The 16,952-nt window shown below is 39.3% G+C and carries 15 protein-coding genes (1 of these 15 cut by a window edge); 12 read left to right on the forward strand and 3 right to left on the reverse strand.

Features of this window, described 5'->3' with window-relative positions; translation table 11 throughout:
• The first annotated feature begins 71 nt into the window (after positions 1–71).
• The 3 genes from ACFG4S_RS16545 to ACFG4S_RS16555 all read left to right on the forward strand — a co-directional run bounded on the left by ACFG4S_RS16545 (position 72) and on the right by ACFG4S_RS16555 (position 6,685).
• Positions 72–5,513 (forward strand): response regulator, encoded by a 5,442-nt coding sequence (locus tag ACFG4S_RS16545; protein WP_392535816.1) that lies wholly within the window; start codon positions 72–74, stop codon positions 5,511–5,513.
• Positions 5,514–5,939: 426 nt separating this feature from the next.
• On the forward strand, positions 5,940–6,356 hold the full coding sequence (locus ACFG4S_RS16550) for a XisH family protein (RefSeq protein WP_392535817.1): 417 nt from the start codon (positions 5,940–5,942) through the stop codon (positions 6,354–6,356).
• Positions 6,344–6,685 carry a XisI protein gene (locus tag ACFG4S_RS16555; RefSeq protein ID WP_392535818.1) on the forward strand — a complete coding sequence of 114 codons (342 nt, stop codon included), beginning with the start codon at positions 6,344–6,346 and terminating at the stop codon, positions 6,683–6,685. Before ACFG4S_RS16550 ends, ACFG4S_RS16555 begins: the two co-directional genes overlap by 13 nt.
• 575 nt (positions 6,686–7,260) lie before the next feature.
• Here ACFG4S_RS16555 and ACFG4S_RS16560 read toward each other — a convergent pair.
• The gene (locus tag ACFG4S_RS16560) at positions 7,261–8,148 is read right to left on the reverse strand and encodes an IS982 family transposase (protein ID WP_392535975.1); all 888 of its coding nucleotides are present in this window, start codon (positions 8,146–8,148) and stop codon (positions 7,261–7,263) included.
• A 148-nt stretch (positions 8,149–8,296) separates the two neighbouring features.
• Positions 8,297–8,506 (reverse strand): putative adhesin, encoded by a 210-nt coding sequence (locus tag ACFG4S_RS16565; protein ID WP_392535819.1) that lies wholly within the window; start codon positions 8,504–8,506, stop codon positions 8,297–8,299.
• 395 nt (positions 8,507–8,901) lie between these two features.
• Here ACFG4S_RS16565 and ACFG4S_RS16570 point away from each other — a divergent pair, with 395 nt between their 5' ends.
• From ACFG4S_RS16570 to ACFG4S_RS16580, 3 genes are all read left to right on the forward strand, one after another.
• On the forward strand, positions 8,902–9,684 hold the full coding sequence (locus tag ACFG4S_RS16570; protein ID WP_392535820.1) for an AAA-like domain-containing protein: 783 nt from the start codon (positions 8,902–8,904) through the stop codon (positions 9,682–9,684).
• Positions 9,685–9,688: 4 nt separating this feature from the next.
• Positions 9,689–10,387, forward strand: a complete 699-nt coding sequence (locus ACFG4S_RS16575) for an AAA-like domain-containing protein (RefSeq protein ID WP_392535821.1) — start codon at positions 9,689–9,691, stop codon at positions 10,385–10,387.
• Positions 10,388–10,501: 114 nt separating this feature from the next.
• Positions 10,502–12,571 carry a prolyl oligopeptidase family protein gene (locus ACFG4S_RS16580; protein ID WP_392535822.1) on the forward strand — a complete coding sequence of 690 codons (2,070 nt, stop codon included), beginning with the start codon at positions 10,502–10,504 and terminating at the stop codon, positions 12,569–12,571.
• A gap of 277 nt (positions 12,572–12,848) precedes the next feature.
• Here the strand turns inward: ACFG4S_RS16580 and ACFG4S_RS16585 are convergent, their stop codons facing one another.
• Entirely contained in the window at positions 12,849–13,463 is a 615-nt protein-coding gene (locus ACFG4S_RS16585; protein ID WP_392535823.1) for a class I SAM-dependent methyltransferase, read from the reverse strand.
• Positions 13,464–13,783: 320 nt separating this feature from the next.
• Between ACFG4S_RS16585 and ACFG4S_RS16590 the strand changes: the two genes are divergently transcribed.
• From ACFG4S_RS16590 to arsS, 6 genes are all read left to right on the forward strand, one after another.
• A complete protein-coding gene (locus tag ACFG4S_RS16590; RefSeq protein WP_392535824.1) occupies positions 13,784–14,071 on the forward strand; it encodes a Mo-dependent nitrogenase C-terminal domain-containing protein in 288 nt (95 codons plus the stop codon).
• Between the two features lie 135 nt (positions 14,072–14,206).
• On the forward strand, positions 14,207–14,425 hold the full coding sequence (locus ACFG4S_RS16595; RefSeq protein WP_392535825.1) for a hypothetical protein: 219 nt from the start codon (positions 14,207–14,209) through the stop codon (positions 14,423–14,425).
• 1 nt (position 14,426) lies between these two features.
• Positions 14,427–14,597, forward strand: a complete 171-nt coding sequence (locus tag ACFG4S_RS16600; protein ID WP_392535826.1) for a hypothetical protein — start codon at positions 14,427–14,429, stop codon at positions 14,595–14,597.
• Between the two features lie 137 nt (positions 14,598–14,734).
• Positions 14,735–15,703 carry an arsenosugar biosynthesis arsenite methyltransferase ArsM gene (arsM, locus tag ACFG4S_RS16605; protein ID WP_392535827.1) on the forward strand — a complete coding sequence of 323 codons (969 nt, stop codon included), beginning with the start codon at positions 14,735–14,737 and terminating at the stop codon, positions 15,701–15,703.
• Between the two features lie 141 nt (positions 15,704–15,844).
• Positions 15,845–16,804 (forward strand): anion permease, encoded by a 960-nt coding sequence (locus tag ACFG4S_RS16610; protein WP_392535828.1) that lies wholly within the window; start codon positions 15,845–15,847, stop codon positions 16,802–16,804.
• A 35-nt stretch (positions 16,805–16,839) separates the two neighbouring features.
• Positions 16,840–16,952, forward strand: the 5' portion of a protein-coding gene (gene arsS / locus ACFG4S_RS16615) for an arsenosugar biosynthesis radical SAM (seleno)protein ArsS (RefSeq protein ID WP_392535829.1). The gene runs 895 nt beyond the window's last position; the window shows 113 of its 1,008 coding nt (coding positions 1–113); its start codon is at positions 16,840–16,842; its stop codon lies off the right edge, out of view.

A 16,952-nucleotide genomic window follows, 5' to 3' on the forward strand; every position in this document is an offset into this window, starting at 1 on the left:
CTCACAACTCATAACTCACAACTCACAACTCATAACTCACAACTCACAACTCACAACTTATAACTTTTGCTATGCTGCCGGAACAACAACAGCGGATTTTAGGTTACTTTATTGAAGAAGCCAGGGATCACGTTAATACTATTGAGCAGGGGTTGCTGAATTTAGAGGGTACCCTGAACGACCCCGAAATGATTAGCGAAGTCTTCCGGGCGGCTCACTCCATTAAAGGAGGAGCGGCGATGCTTGGATTGACTAGCATCCAGCATACCTCCCACCGTCTGGAAGATTGTTTCAAAGTTCTTAAAGATAATCCGGTTCAGGTTGACCAAAAGTTAGAGTCTTTATTTCTCGGTGTATCTGATACCCTGAAAGCGCTGTTAGAGCATTTGAGCGGGCCATTTGGTCTTTCTGAAGATGCAGCTAATACTTTGATGTCAGAAACTGAGCCGGTCTTTCAATGGCTGTATCAGCATTTGGAACAACTTGTAGAACAAGGAAGCAGTGGAGTAGCTAGCAGTTCTTCTGAAACAGAACTTCATGCAGGAACTGTGGAAAATGTCTCTACCCTCACAGAACTTTTTCTGCGCCGAGATATTCCCGATTTGTCAGAAGACACGGGGCAGGAGTCTACAGAAATATCTTTCTCAGCACCCCAGGAGGTGCGAGATGCTCGCAAAGTTGCCAACGCGGCGCTATCGTCAGTCAGCGCCCAAGAAAATAATAATTGGAGCGAGTTTCAAACCCAGGTGCTGCAAACACTGCGGGAAATGTTGCAACTGTTTAAGCAAACAATAACATCTTCAACTCGGCAAAACCTCCAGGAATGCTGTTACCAGTTAGTCAGACTTGGAGAAACTTGGAAGTTGCCCAACTGGTGCGGTTTATGTCAAGGAGCAGCTAGTGCGATCGCCAATCCTGACAACACTTATTTAACTTTAGCTAAAATTGTCATCACCGAAATCAAGCAAGCTCAAGAATTAGTTCTGCAAGGTAGGGAAACCGAAATTACCATTAGTCAACAACTAAAAGCACTTTTGAGTTTTGTAGAAATTGAGTTGTTAGAAACTCCCTCTGACTTGGTTGACGAACAATCTATTCCAGAGCTAATTTTTCCAGAAACTGAAGATTCTGAGCTGTTATTGATCAATAATTTCTCTGAGCCAATTGAGGAAATTAATCTAGAAGATACTAGTGAAAACCTGTCTTTTGAGTTACAAGAGACATCGATATCATTAAATGCTCCAATTGTGACTAGCTTCAGTTTCACACCACATGAGGAAGCGCATCCAATCAGTGGCAATCTTGACCCCAATGGACCAGAGGTAGGAATAGCTGAGTTAAATACCCTTGCCGATTTATTTGAAGGCGAAACTCCTGAACTAGATGAAAGTTGGCATCAAGAAGAAACTTTAGATATTACTACTACTGATGAGTTGGGAATTGATTTGAGCAGTAGTGAAATTGAAGATATTGATGGCGATTTATCAGATTTACTCTCATTTGATGAAGAGACAAACAACGAGCAACAGACGACAAACACAGCGGAAACAGAAGATTTATCTCTATTATTTGGTGACAACTTCCTAGAAAAGGAAAATTCCCAAGCGCAAAATCAATTAGTATTAGATAGTACAACTATAGAGTTGAGTGATATTAATGAACTTAATCTCAATTTAGACGCTGATTCTGAGGCGATTTTACAAGAATTTACAGAAATCTCTAGTGAGAATAACCAACCAATTAGCGAGATTGACCAAAACAGTCTCGATCAAGATTTATTCACACTTACCCTAGATGATGACAATGAATTATTAATTACAGGCGAAGTAACTCAACCAGAAAATGAGGAATTTGCCAGTGTAGAATTATCTAATAATCAACAAAACAGTTTTGATAACTTATTCTTACAAACTGAAAATACAAATTGGGTAGAAGAAATTACCCCTAGTGATTACATAGAATTACCACAGCAGAAAAGTTTGTCTTTAGACAACCTATTTACTGATATTGAGGAACATCCGCCACTGTCTACCAGAGATTCAGAAATAGGTGATTTATTTGACACCATGCCGATAACAGTATCTGAATTTTCTCAATCAGAAGATGATTTGAGCAACTTCTGGAATCAAGAAACTGTAGAGGAACAACAGGACAAATTCGATTCCTTTGTTGAGCAGAATGTAGAAAAGGCGTTAGAAGAAAATTTATTTGCTGGGACTGATGATATTTTTGCCGATAATCAGCAGTCCCTAACTTCTTCCATAGCTAGTTTTGATCTAGAAGATTTTGATCTGAGTTTCCAAGGTGAAGAGCAACTAGATTTGATATTACCATCGGATTCTGGAGATGATTTATTTGAGGATTTAGCACCAAGCAACTCAAATAATCTCCCTGAAATCAGCGAAGTAGTGATGTTAGGAGAGTCATTTGCACAGCATTCTGTAGGAGAGGAAATTCATAGCTTATCGCAACAACCAGAAGCTTTAGATTTTATTCCAGAATTTACCAATCAACTCCCAGAGGTATCTGATGTTGATTCTCCTCAAGCATCTTCTGATGTAAAACTTAATTCCTTCGGCTATTTTGATGAAAATTCCCAACTATTATTTGAAGATCTAGCTATACATGACTCCATCCATATTCAGATGGATATTACAGATGATGTTGTGGATGAACTATCGGTTTCAGAAACTTCACCATTACCCCAACCACAAGTAGGTGATTTGTTCGGATCTTTTGATGAAAACACAGATGAAAATGCACAACTGCTGTTTGAGGATGTAGTCACATATGACTCCACCTATATTCAGATGGATATCACAGATTATGTGGTGGATGAACTATCAGTCACGGAAAATGATCTATACACTTTTAGCGAAGCTTCTACCTTACCTCAGACAAACCCAGAAGTTTTAGATAGTGAAGATAATAGTTTAGAGACTACCTTGGAGTTCTCAGAAAACACAAGCTTTGAAAGTACAGAACAGAGTTTTGCGAATGATTTATTGTTTGCAGAAATTACTTTAGCAGAATTAGAAGAAAATACTTCAACAATTGAATCATCAACTGCAAATGAGTTCGCAGAAACAGTTATTCAAGAAATTGGAGAAACAGATGAAAATCTAGCAGAAGATTTGTGGAATCTAGGAGAGACATCTGAAACTGTACTAGTGTCAGAGGAAGGAAATACTATTGCCCAAACTGAAGAATTGACAGTAAGAGAACCTGTTGAAGTAGTTGTTTCCGAAGATGAATTTGCCAACTTGGAAGCCTTGCTAGGAGAGGAAGTAGCACCTATCATCCCCAAAGCGAAGGAGATACCAGAACTAGATTTTGCGGCCTTAGAAGAATTGCTAAGTACGGATAAAAATGAGGCGACTACTATATCTAGCGATGTCTATGACGGGCTACGCCAACGGGAACTATTAAATACTCAACCAGTCTCAGGCAAAAATGACGTTCCATCACCACGGATAGATGAGTTTGGCGACTTGGAGAAGTTGCTGGCAGAAGCAGATCAAACAATATCACATTCGGCACTAGCAAAATCGAACACAACTAAAACTCCACGTCCTTCTACTCGTCGGGCTGCAAGATTTGAAGAAACCATGAAGGTTCCAGTCAAGCAACTAGACGATATGAGTAATTTAGTTGGGGAGTTGGTGGTAAATCGAAATACCTTAGAGCAAGATCACGAACGTCTGCGGCAGTCATTAGATAACTTGCTGATTCAGGTACAACAGCTTTCGGATGTAGGCGCAAGGATGCAAGAGTTGTACGAGCGATCGCTACTCGAAGCTTCTCTGTTAGCTGGACGCAAAAAGAAAGATTCTAGCTTCCATTCCCAGGACTCTAATTCTGACAGAGGTTTTAGCGAGCTAGAAATGGATCGCTTTACTCCCTTCCATACACTCTCACAGCAGATGATTGAGCGGATTGTGCGAGTACGTGAGTCAGCTAGTGACATTGATTTTGTTACCGAAGAAACCGAACGAGTCGCAAGGCAATTCCGCCAAGTAACCACCCAGCTACAAGAGGGACTAACAAGAGCGCGAATGGTGCCTTTTGCCCAAACTATCGATCGCTGGCGGCGAGGAGTGCGCGACAACGCCATCAAGTGTGGCAAACAAGTGGAGTTAGTAATTGAAGGTGGCGATACCTTAATTGACAAGATGATTTTAGATCATCTCACCGATCCATTAACTCATATGCTGAATAATGCGATCGCTCATGGGATTGAAACGCCAGAAGAAAGGCAAGCTGCTGGTAAGCCACCCGTGGGAATTATTACTATCCGTGCCTTCCACCAAGGTAACCAAACGATCATTTCTGTAGGCGATGATGGCGCAGGTATTGATTCAGCAAAGGTTAAGGCTAAGGCAGTCAAAATTGGTATGATTACTGAAGCTCAGGCAAAAACCATATCTCGCCTAGAAGTCTACGATCTATTATTCCACTCTGGTTTTACCATCAAAGACCAGGCAGATGAAATTTCTGGTCGTGGTGTGGGTATGGATGTAGTCCGCTCGGAGATTAGCGAAATTCGGGGAACAGTCAACACCGATTCGGCAATTGGTAAGGGAACTACTTTCACCATTCGTTTACCACTGACTTTGAGTATTTGTAAAGCTCTATGTTGCGTCTCCGATAGAGCTAGAATTGCCTTCCCGATGGATGGTGTAGAAGATACCCTCGATATACCACTCAAAAATATTCAGCATAACGCCAATGGGCAATCATTTATTTCTTGGCGCGATACCCTGTTGCCATTCCGTCCTTTGAAAGAACTTTTAACCTTCAATCGCCAGATCAGTCGCGGTAATGTTTATGGCGGCACCAGAGATGATGATATGGTTTCTGTAGTTGTGGTGCGATCGGCAAATACCTTGATTGCCCTACAGATTGACCTGGTGTTGAGCGAACAAGAAATTGTAATTAAGCAATTTGAAGGTCCAGCACCGAAACCCATTGGTGTAGCTGGTGCTACAGTTTTGGGTGATGGTCGCATTATGCCCATTGCTGATGTGTTAGAAATCATTGACATCTTCCAGGGACGAATTTCTACACAAATTGGTGGTAGTTCTTGGCAACAGAAAGGGACTCCCGCAGATACATCTCCTGCGAAGATTGACCCGACAGTACTGATTGTCGATGACTCAATTACAGTCCGAGAATTGCTCTCTCTGACTTTCAACAAAGCAGGTTATCGCGTAGAACAGGCACGTGATGGCCAGGAAGCTTGGGATAAACTCCGCTCCGGTTTGCCTTGTGATATAGTATTTTGCGACATCGAAATGCCCCGTTGTGATGGTCTGGAGTTGCTTTCTCGCATCCAAAAAGACTCTAACCTCAACCACCTACCTATTGCTATGCTGACCTCACGGGGTGCAGACAAACACAGACAAATGGCAGTTCAACTCGGTGCAAGTGGCTACTTTACCAAGCCTTATCTTGAAGAAGCTCTACTTGAAGCTGCGGGGCGGATGCTTAAAGGGGAGAAACTTGTTAGCTAAACCAAATAAAAGACTCGGATTTAAGGCAAAACTCTACACAGTCTCAGGTTTTGCTTTTAGTCCAATTTAATAGTACAATTGTTCTATAAAGTGAAAATAGCACGTATTCGCCCCGACTAATGACGGGGCTTTTTTTGAGAAAAACCAATAAAGTTTAGTAGTCCTTTGGCAAAAGTCTTTGCGTTCTCTTCTCTGCACCTCTGCGTGAGACAAAAAAAGAGGTCTAGTTAAGAAAAATTATCGGTTGGGTTAAGCTTTGTGATGCTAACTAAACCGTATTGATTTATAGACGGAACTGAGTATGAGCTTTCGAAAAATGGTATGACAGTGGTAGAAGGCGATCGCTCATTTACTCTGTAGAATAGCAACTAGGTTTTTGTCTTATTTGTAGCTGCGATCGCATCTTTGTTAAGATCAACCTAAAATATGCCAGCAAAAGATGTTTACCACGATGCGGTCAAAAATGCCTTAATCAAAGATGGTTGGAGCATTTTAGCCGATCCTTATAAAATTAAATACAAAGATGCTGAATTATTTGCTGATTTAGCAGCAGACAAACCTATTGCTGCTGAACAAAATGGACGCAAAATTGTTGTTGAGATTAAAAGCTTTTTAAGCGCCTCACCAATGAGAGATTTTGAACTAGCTTTAGGACAATATATTTTATATCGAAACTTAATCAATCTTACTGAACCAGAATATCAAATTTATTTAGCAATTAAAGACAGTATTTACGAAAACTTTTTTAAACGGGAGTCAATTCAAGATATTAATAAAATAAATCAATTACTTTTGATTGTTGTTGAGATGGAAAAGGAGGAAATTGTACAATGGATAAATTAGCAAAATATCGTAATTGTATAAAAAAAATATTAACAGAATATCATGAATGGGTTTCTGGTTCAGCCAATTTAGATCGAGAAAGTTGTCTTGTTTTTGACGAGATACACGATCAATATTTTTGGCTATTTATGGGTTGGGAAGGGAAGAAAAAAATCAGAAATATTCAAGTTCATATTCGCATTAAAAATGAGAAGATTTATATTGAGGAAGATTGGACAGAGGAAGGAATTGCTACTGAGTTATTAAGGGAAAATGTAGCTAAACAGGATATTGTTCTAGCTTTCCATGATCCAGAAACTCGTAAGTTAACTGAGTTTGCTGTTGCTTAAATTACAGTAAAATTTCGTCGTCCCTCATCTTAAAATTTGGCGATCGCATCTTCGTTAACCTCAACCTCAAATATAAGGTGGGTTAGCGATCGCGTAATTCACCATTAATACCTCATTTGGAGGATAATTTAGTTGGTGCGGTACTTTCAGTTAACGCACCCGACAAGATAAGCGATCGCACTATTGGACTTTATTAAGTTACTCAAAAAATGTTATTCAAAACTAGAGCCAGAAAATCATAGTGAAGAAAAAGGTCTTTATCAAAAGTTTGAGTAAACTAGATTCATTGGCTGTTAACTTCCCATATCTTCAAAAATGGATAAAGTAGAGCTTAGATTGGCTAAAGAAAGTTTAATTAACAGAACACCCCCTTCAACGTATTGTCTATTGTTGTTCTCTCCATAATTAACATGATGCAAGAACAATAACACATCATCAGGATAAGCAGAAGGCATTTTTAGCATCATATAACCACAAACTGTGAAATCTCCTGAAGATTTTAACTCAATAATTTCTTCATTTTTAAAGGGAGAGAGAAAGGAAAAGAACTTATTGATAACGTGAGTTCGACGAACCTAAAAAGCCGCAGCAGGCAAAGCAGGTAAACCTTTAGGGTTAATATCTAAAGAAGGTTTTTTCTCTTGGTAGGTGTAAGCGACCAGTCCAGCTAAAAGGTTAACCATAAAATTGAGTACACTGCGGTGTCTTGAGTGTTCGACTTGGCAAATGTTCTTAAGTTGGTCATTGACCGACTCAATTACAGCCCGCTTACGGAGCAAGATTTTATCCATCAAGGGAACCAACTTATTTTTCATATTTTTTTTGAGCTTTGTGATTAGCTGTAAACCTCGCTCGTAAAGCTCCTCAAAAAGTTTGTGTGAAATATAACCTCGATCACCGAACAATTTACCAACAATATTTTGTGTCATATCTGGAACTGGCGCACGGTCGTCAACATTAGCTGAGGTCAGTTTAAAAGCGATTAATTCCCCCTGTTCATTGATAATTAGGTGTAATTTGAAACCAAAATACCAATCAACAGAATTCTTACCCCAATGAGCATATTCCTTAAATACCTTGTGTGAGGTTGCACGACACTTATGGCAAACACTAATCGGAGTTGAATCAATGAAACTAATCCCAGTAGTATTTCCTCGACGGCTGTGTAGATAACAACACAATGCCATTAGACTCCAAGGCATGATTTCAACAAATCGGTTGTAGCTGACTAGATTCGGGAAGGCATTCTTCCAATGAGGTAGAACTTGCAATGTATAAAAATCTTTAAATGTGCGATACCCAGATCCATGAAATGCAATGACGATAGTCATGATCTCGCTCAAACACATTCGACACTTGCTTAATTTCTCTCCTGCCATCTGCGGTAGGTGTGCTTCCTTCCATCCTGATTCAAAAATTTGGCAGAAGTCGTCTAAGTCGCAAAAAACGTTTGTGATATCCAAGCGAGATTGTAGATACGCCATAACAGTATTACACGATCGCCACCTCTTTTATTGAAGCCCTAACCAGTAACTATGGTCAATTCAGCCCGTCGAACTCACGTTATTGATAGAGTTTTTGTCATTGCTTGTAAAGTCAGCAACCTTAATACTAATTTTCAGTAGAAGAAACTGTTTGAACAATCTTTCCACCTGGAACTATCCCTTTTTGTAGCTTGTCGAGGATTTCATAGCCATCCTGGTTACTTAGAAGACCCCCATCCTCAACGTAAAACAAAACTTCACTTCCATAAGGAAGTCGAAAATTTTGTGGGTCATTTGACCATCTACCACCATGAGCTGAAATTATTATATCAGTCATCGATTAACCTCTGAATTGTCTATGACTCAATAATGCGGATTTTCTATTTGCAACACCACCAAAGTTTACAATTTTAAGAAAAAAAGATAAAGATTTAGTATCAATAATTTGCAAAATGCATCTGCTGTATCGGTTTTAGCTATTGAAAACTTAAGTTTTTCGTACCTATTAATTAACTTAGTTATTAACTTTGGATAAAATACAAAGTTAACAAATATACTTCATTTTATTAAATAAATTCCCATACAAAAGCCTTTAAGGATAAGCTTTTCGGGATTTCAGCTGTAAATTTTTACCGATATTGCATAAATTTTTCAAGTACATCAGTCATCTATTTAGTTAGACTTAGTAAGCCGATTACTAAACACATTTTTATACTTTAATTAGAGTAAGAAATGCAATTACAATCGAAAAATCATCTACGGCGGCGGGGTACAATTTTGACTTCTCAAGGTTTCAGAAAACTCAATCAAGCAAAAGCTGAGATAGAAATTCAGCAAAACTTTAAGCGATGCACTCTTGAAGACCTGAGTGAGAAAACGGGCTTAACTCCTAATACCATCAGCAAGGTCTTTACTGGCTTAATAGGAGTTGATAAGCGAACCTTGGAGTGCTGTTTCAATGCCTTTAATCTGACCTTGTTAAAAGACGATTATCTCTATTTGTTACCTGAACAAGACAATCTTGCTGAGATTAGCTCAATGTCTCCTGCTGAAATCTGCTTGACCATCAAACCAATCTGCGATTCTCCGTTAGAGACGCTCCGCTTAGGCGTAGCCAGCCGTAGGCATCGCAACAATACCCTTCAAACTCACAAAATGGAACGACCCCAAGACAATCTGCAACCTCATCCCTTCACCCCACCAGGAGGACAGATGCTTCTGGATTCAGCCTTATATATTGATCGTCCTATCCTCGAATCGCTCTGTTACGAAGCCATCCAGCAATCGGGTGCGTCGATTAACATCCGCGCCCCCAAGCAAATGGGCAAAACCTCTCTAATGACCCGTATTCTGGCTTACTCTAAAAATCTTGGATATAAAACTGTTTCCGTGAGCTTGCAACTTGCCAACGACGAGATTTTACAGAACCTAGAACGCTTCCTGCAATGGTTCTGTGCTAGGCTTAACGAACGCGTTGGCGCAGCCCAATCTAAGCATCGCCAATTTTTGGGATAACTCCTTGGGTAGCAAATCGAACGCTACAGACTACTTTGAGGATGTTATCTTAGCTAACCTTGATTACCCCCTCGTCATTGCGATTGATGAACTTAGCGAGCTTTTTGCCTACCCCGACATTACCCGTGAATTTCTTCTACTTTTGCGAACTTGGTCTGAGCAAGCCAAAGCAAGGGTTGCAGACAGCAATCCTTGGCACAATTTCCGATTGGTGACAGTTTATTCTACGGAAATCTTGATGAACGTTGCGATCAATCAATCCTTCTTGAATACTGGGCTGGTTATTGAGTTACCTGAGTTTACGCCAAATCAGATACAGGAATTAGCAAATCGGTGGGGAGAGGAAATGACCGTACAACAGATGCAGAAAGCGATCGCTCTGTTGGGAGGACATCCCTATCGGTTGCAACTGGCATTTTACTATCTACATCAGCAGACAATAACCCTGGAACAACTCTTAGAAAATTCTGCGATCGCCACCGCCATCTATGCAGACCATTTAGAACAACAATGGTCAAATCTGCAACGTTATCCCAATTTATTGCCATGCTTGACAGAAATTGTTCGGCAATCAAGTCCTGTAGATTGCGAGGCTGTGCAAGCATCCCAGCTACACAAGATGGGGTTGGTGCATGTGCATGGTTTTCAGGCAAGTCTCGCCTGTGAGTTATTTCGTGCGTTTTTGGGCGATCGTCTGCGGTAAATCAACCTACATTCTGCACTTTTACTTTTTACTGTAGCCTTGTTTTACTAGTACATACTCTAGATATTGGGTTTATTTTTGTAGTATGTAAAATAGTAATTTTACCCTGATATTATGCCCTCGCCTGAAAGATCTCTCAGCTACCCACCCAGCAACAAAATTAATCAAGTCGATAATTATCACAGTACTTTAGTTGCAGACCCTTACCGTTGGTTAGAAGATCCTGACTCCGAACAAACAAGGACTTGGATTGAGGCACAAAATCAAGTTACTTTTGGCTACCTGAGTGAAATTCCTTCTAGGGAAAAAATTAAACAACGTCTCACAAAACTTTGGGATTACGAAAAATACAGTATTCCCTTTAAAGAAGGTGAACAGTACTTTTATTTTAAAAATGATGGACTGCAAAATCAAAGCGTCCTTTACACCCTGAAATCCCTCGACGATGAGCCTAGAGTTTTACTCGACCCCAATAAACTCTCAGAAGATGGTACTGTTGCACTTTCGGGATTGTCCATTAGTGAAGATGGTAAACTTTTAGCATATGGTTTATCTGCCTCTGGTTCTGATTGGCAAGAGTGGAAAGTCAGAGATGTTGAAACAGGTGAAGATTTGCAAGACCTCTTGAAGTGGATTAAATTTTCTGGCGCATCTTGGACACACGATCGTCAAGGTTTTTTCTACAGTCGCTACGATGAACCAAATGAAAAAACTCGATTAGAAGATGTTAACTATTATCAAAAACTCTACTATCATCAAGTTGGTAAACCCCAATCAGAAGATATACTAATTTACCATCGTCCCGATCAAAAAGAATGGGGTTTTAGTGGTGACGTTACTGAAGATGGACATTATCTAATAATTTCAGTTTGGTTGGGGACTGATTCCAAAAATTTAGTTTTCTACAAAGACTTGACTAATCCTAATGCTGAAGTTTTAGAACTAATTAACCAGTTTGAAGCAGATTACAGCTTGATAGATAATGATAATAGTGTCTTTTATTTTCGCACCGATTTAAATGCACCACGGGGACGACTTATTGCTATTGATACCAAACAACCTGCAAGAGAAAATTGGCAAGAAATTATTGCTCAGTCAGCAGAAACGTTGGAAAGTGTAGGTATACTCAACAATCAATTTGTAGTTGATTATCTGAAAGACGCTCACAGCCAAATCAAAATTTTTGACCTCAAGGGTGAATTTATCCACGAGGTAGAATTACCCGGACTCGGTTCAGTCGGTGGCTTTGGTGGTAAGCGTTATGATACTGAAACTTTTTATAGTTTTACCAGCTTTACCATACCAGGCACTATTTATCGTTATGACATAGTAACGGGAAAAAGTGAGGTTTTTCGTGAGCCAAAGGTAGATTTTAATCATGATGATTACGAGACAAAACAAGTCTTTTATCACAGCAAAGATGGTACTAGAGTGCCAATGTTTATTACCCATAAAAAGGGCATTAAATTGGATGGAACTAATCCTACTTATCTTTATGCTTATGGTGGTTTTAATGTCTCGATGACACCTGGCTTTTCTGTGAGTCTCTTAGTATGGATGGAAATGGGTGGTGTATATGCAATGCCAAACTTACGTGGTGGTGGCGAATATGGAGAAGAATGGCATCAAGCAGGAATGAAGGATAAAAAACAGAATGTCTTCGATGATTTTATTGCCGCAGGTGAGTGGTTAATTGCTAACAAGTATACTAAAAGTGATAAACTGGCGATCGCAGGTGGTAGTAATGGCGGTTTATTGGTGGGTGCTTGTATGACGCAGCGTCCCGACTTGTTTGGTGCAGCTTTACCAGCAGTCGGTGTTATGGATATGTTGCGATTCCACAAATTTACCATCGGCTGGGCTTGGACTTCTGAATATGGTTCAGCAGATAATCCAGAAGAGTTTCCAGCGCTGTACGCCTATTCACCATTGCATAGCATCAAACCAAATACAGCTTACCCAGCAACCTTAATTACCACAGCCGATCATGACGATCGCGTTGTTCCTGCTCATAGTTTCAAATTTGCCGCAGCTTTGCAAGCAAATCACGCAGGTGATACGCCAGTGCTAATTAGAATTGAGACGAAAGCAGGACATGGTGCAGGTAAACCCACAGCTAAAATTATCGAGGAAGCTGCCGATAAATGGGCTTTTTTAGTGCGTATTTTGAATGTTGAAATTTAGAGATTGATTTATTGGGTGCGTTATGGGAGTGTAACGCACCACATTATTTCTACAAGCTAAATTATTTCAGTTCATCTAAATTCAGAACAATTGACGAAGCATTAGCATTATAATGATTCGCTGTCTTTCCTGAGTTTCCTGGTCTTAGCAAGGAGGTCAAATGGAAAACGGATTGTTAGGGCTTCGCGTTCCGTAGAAATCGATATCACTAAATAATGAGATCATTCATTGTAACTATTTTTTGATTTTTAATTGTATTCTGACCATACTTTCAAGTCTAAGGTTTAGCAAAAATCGTTAGCAAAACAAACCCTAGTAAATAATGGTGACTCAAACACAATAGGCCAGCAGAGGAACCTAGAAGTTGACGTTGATTAGGACTGTAGAGTCGAATTCCACGGGGAGAAATTGGCAATAGTTGAGGTTCTACCTCTTTATTAGAAGTAATATCAACCAAATAAAAGCGTCCGCCAGGAGAAAGTACCCGTGCTATTTCACTAATTACTTGTTGAGGTTCCAAATAGTGCAAAAAGCTGATAGTGCTGAAAACAGCATCAAACTGACCATTAGCAAAGGGAAGAGACTCAGCTTTGCCCTCAATAAAAATTAAACGGGGATGGTGGCGATTGCTGAGTCTTGCCATCCGTAACATATTAGTAGATAAATCCAATCCAGTGCCCCGCAGTTCGGGAAACTGAGTAGCAAGACGCTCAAGTAAGCGTCCAGTACCACAGCCGATATCGAGTACATTCGACGATCGCTCTGGTAAATCGACGTATTCTAGCAACCGTTTTTGAACAGCTTGATAAAACACTGAAGGAAAAAGCCAATCGTAGCTTGATGCCCAGAGATCAAAAAGGAACTTTTTGTTACTAAAAAAGTCATTATCCATTAGTTTTCGCAGTTTCCCTGAAGCAGAATGCTTTTTTGGGTAAGTGGCTGCGCCTCCAAGAAGTTAGTTACGTATACCTTTCCAGTCCAGCAATATCTAGCTTAACCTTTAGCAAAATACTTATGCTCACCTTGGCAAATTATCCGGAATTTTGGTACTTGAATGTGTATTTAAAAGTGTCCTAGAGACTGATGAGATCTCTATAGAAAACCAAAAAACTAACGATCGCTGCATAAAACTATAACAGTAGACCGTATCTATTCTTAGAGGTTCAAATACAACCAACCCAATCTATTTTAAAAATATAAAGGATAGGAATTATGTCAAGCTTTATTCAAGTCCAGTTACACAAAGATCCACTGTACCCAGTCCGCGAGTGGTTGGAGTCAATAGAAATTCATAACTCGAAATTTGCCCATTTCCTCTGCAAAGCTATTCCTGCTCAGTGTCCATTTGAACGGGAAATCACTTTGTTTGGTCGCAAGCTATTTCATATTCCACCAATGTGTAAATTAAATCCTCTGTACGAGGAAGTAGTTGGATTGCGTTTTAGAGCGCTCTGTTATCTTGCCGATGAATGTGGTGAAGATATCACAGCTTATTGCTAATAGTCACTTGAATTGTTATTTAATCGAGCAGTTATCGTGAATTGCAGACTTACGGTTGTTACTTGCTCATATTTATACTAAGCTAGCGTACACTCAATTAGATGTCTGGGTATTTTGTAGTTGACACCTTGCTAAATGGTTTCACTACTGGATTGTTGCTTACCATACCCTGCTAAAATCATTAATATTACTTACGATAGATTAACTACACTTACCACACCAGGGAAGTTTCATCTGGATTTAATTATTTTAGAGTGGATGTTGCTTGGTTTGCTAGGGTTGGAAATTTGCCACCGCCTGCGAAGTATTGGCGATCGAATGCCGATAATCTTATTAACGAACCATCAAAAATAAAGTGAGCGATCGCATTGCAGGTATTAAGCCTGGTGCTGACGATTACGTACTTAAACCCTTCAGCATTGATGAGTTATTAGCCACATTCCGCACTCACCTGCGAAGAAGACATCAAACAGACGGCGCAGATATTTTAGAAAGTCCCTATTTTTTACTCTCCAATGTTAAATAACGCTAAAACTACAAATACATCTACCATAAGAAAATTTGTATTTTTTGGCAATCTCAGCAAAAACTCATGCAGTTCAGAGTTAACTATACTACGATGCACAAAGCTGTGATTATCTAAAATCCAAAATCTCAACTGGTATGACCTATCTAGAAACAGCGGCAGAATTTTACCGGGAAGTTGCCCAAACCCCCCAAGTTGGTCTTTGTTGCGTGCAAAGTACACCCCTGCAATTACCAGGATTAAAAATTCCTTTACCAATGCAGGAAATGAACTATGGCTGTGGCACTACTGTTCACCCTACCGAACTTGGAAACCAACCCACTGTGCTATATGTCGGTGTTGGTGGTGGGTTAGAAGCATTGCAATTCGCTTATTTTTCGCGCCATCTAGCTGCCGTAATTGCCGTTGAACCGGTTACGGCTATGCGAGAAGCCGCTGCACAGAACCTAGAAATTGCTGCTCAAGAAAACCCCTGGTTTGACACCAGTTTTGTAGAAATCAGGGACGGCGATGCTTTTAATTTACCCGTTGCTGATGCTAGCATCGATATTGTGGCCCAGAACTGCCTTTTCAACATCTTTGAACCGGAAGATTTAACTCGTGCTTTAAAAGAAGCATATCGGGTATTAAAACCAGGTGGACGCTTGCAAATGAGCGATCCAATTGCTACTCATCCAATTCCAGCCCATCTTCAACAAGATCATCGACTAAGAGCTATGTGTTTATCCGGCGCACTCATATATCAAGAGTATATTGAACGGATTACAAATGCCGGCTTTGGTCAAGTTGAAATTCGTGCCCGTCGTCCTTATCGTCTACTAGATATCCAGACTTATAATTTGGAAGAAAACCTACTTTTAGAAAGCTTGGATTCTGTTTCTTGTAAGGTTGCTATTCCAGAAGATGGTCCTTGTATTTTTACGGGTAAAACAGCAATTTATGCTGGTTATGAACCTTTATTTGATGATTTAGCCGGTCATCTACTTCAACGAGGAATTCCCGCATCTGTGTGTGATAAAACTGCTGCTAAGCTTGGAGCTATAAAGCCATCAGAAATAATTATTACCGATTCTACTTGGCATTATAGCGGTGGTGGTTGCTGTTAATTTTTTCAGAAAATAATTTAAATTTCATGAGTAAGAATTCAGAATAATTCTGTGCGATTGGCAAAGGAATGCACAATTTCAATATTTTACCAATTGCATTCTGGATTCTGGATTCTTGTTTCTTACTTATTAAAATCCAAAATGTTACTAATTAGTATATTTTTAGTTACTCTTTTTTTAGCATATTCTAATGGTGCAAATGATAACTTTAAAGGTGTAGCAACTCTATTTGGTAGCCGAATAAGTAGTTATCAAACAGCAATTTTGTGGGCAACTTTTACAACTTTTGCTGGTGCAGTAGCCGCAACTTTTTTAACAAGCGGACTAATTAAAAAATTTTCTGGACAAGGACTAGTGTCAAACGCGATCGCCAATGCACCAGAGTTTCATTTAGCAGTGGCGATCGCTGCGGCTTTAACTGTACTCATCGCCACCTTGATGGGATTTCCTATTTCTACAACTCACTGTTTAATAGGTGCTATTCTTGGTGCTGGATTAATAACTAGCGGGCTGAAGGTTAATTTTGCAACTTTGGGAACTTCCTTTATTTTGCCTTTATTACTTAGTCCAATGATTGCTATTTTCTTGGGAGCAGGAATTTACAGTTTATCTAAGTATATTAATTCAAAATTCAACCTACTAATTAACCAGAAAATGATTTATGTCTGTCATTTTATCAGCGCTGGAATTATTAGTTTTACTAGAGGATTCAATTATACTCCGAAGATTACATCACTCATTTTAATTATTGACTATTTTTCAATTCAAGGAGCAATGAGCACCATAGCGATCGCAATGGCACTTGGTGGTTTACTCAACTCCCAAAAAGTTGCAGTAACTATGAGTGAAAAAATTACCTCAATAAATCAGATTCAAGGTTTATCGGCAAATCTAGTAACCGGATTTCTAGTTATTACAGCTAGTCAGTTTGGACTTCCTCTTTCCAATACTTACGTTTCAGTTAGTTCTATTTTTGGAGTTGGATTGATTAATAAAAAATGTAATATGCGTGCTTTTTATCAGATAGTACTATCGTGGATTTTAACTTTACCTATTGCCGCAATTATTAGTGGAATAGTTTACAGATTATTGCAAAAATAAAAATATTAATGTCCATATTCAAGGATTAGTAAATAATGGAAACTCAACCAATAAATATACTAGATACATCTGTCACTAAATTCAAACACAGAGTAAATTCTCCCTTAACGAAAAAAAGAATTACTATTTTACAAATTAATCTTGGCAA

Source organism: Nostoc sp. C117 (assembly GCF_043099735.1).
In the GTDB taxonomy this organism is placed as follows: Bacteria; Cyanobacteriota; Cyanobacteriia; order Cyanobacteriales; family Nostocaceae; genus Nostoc.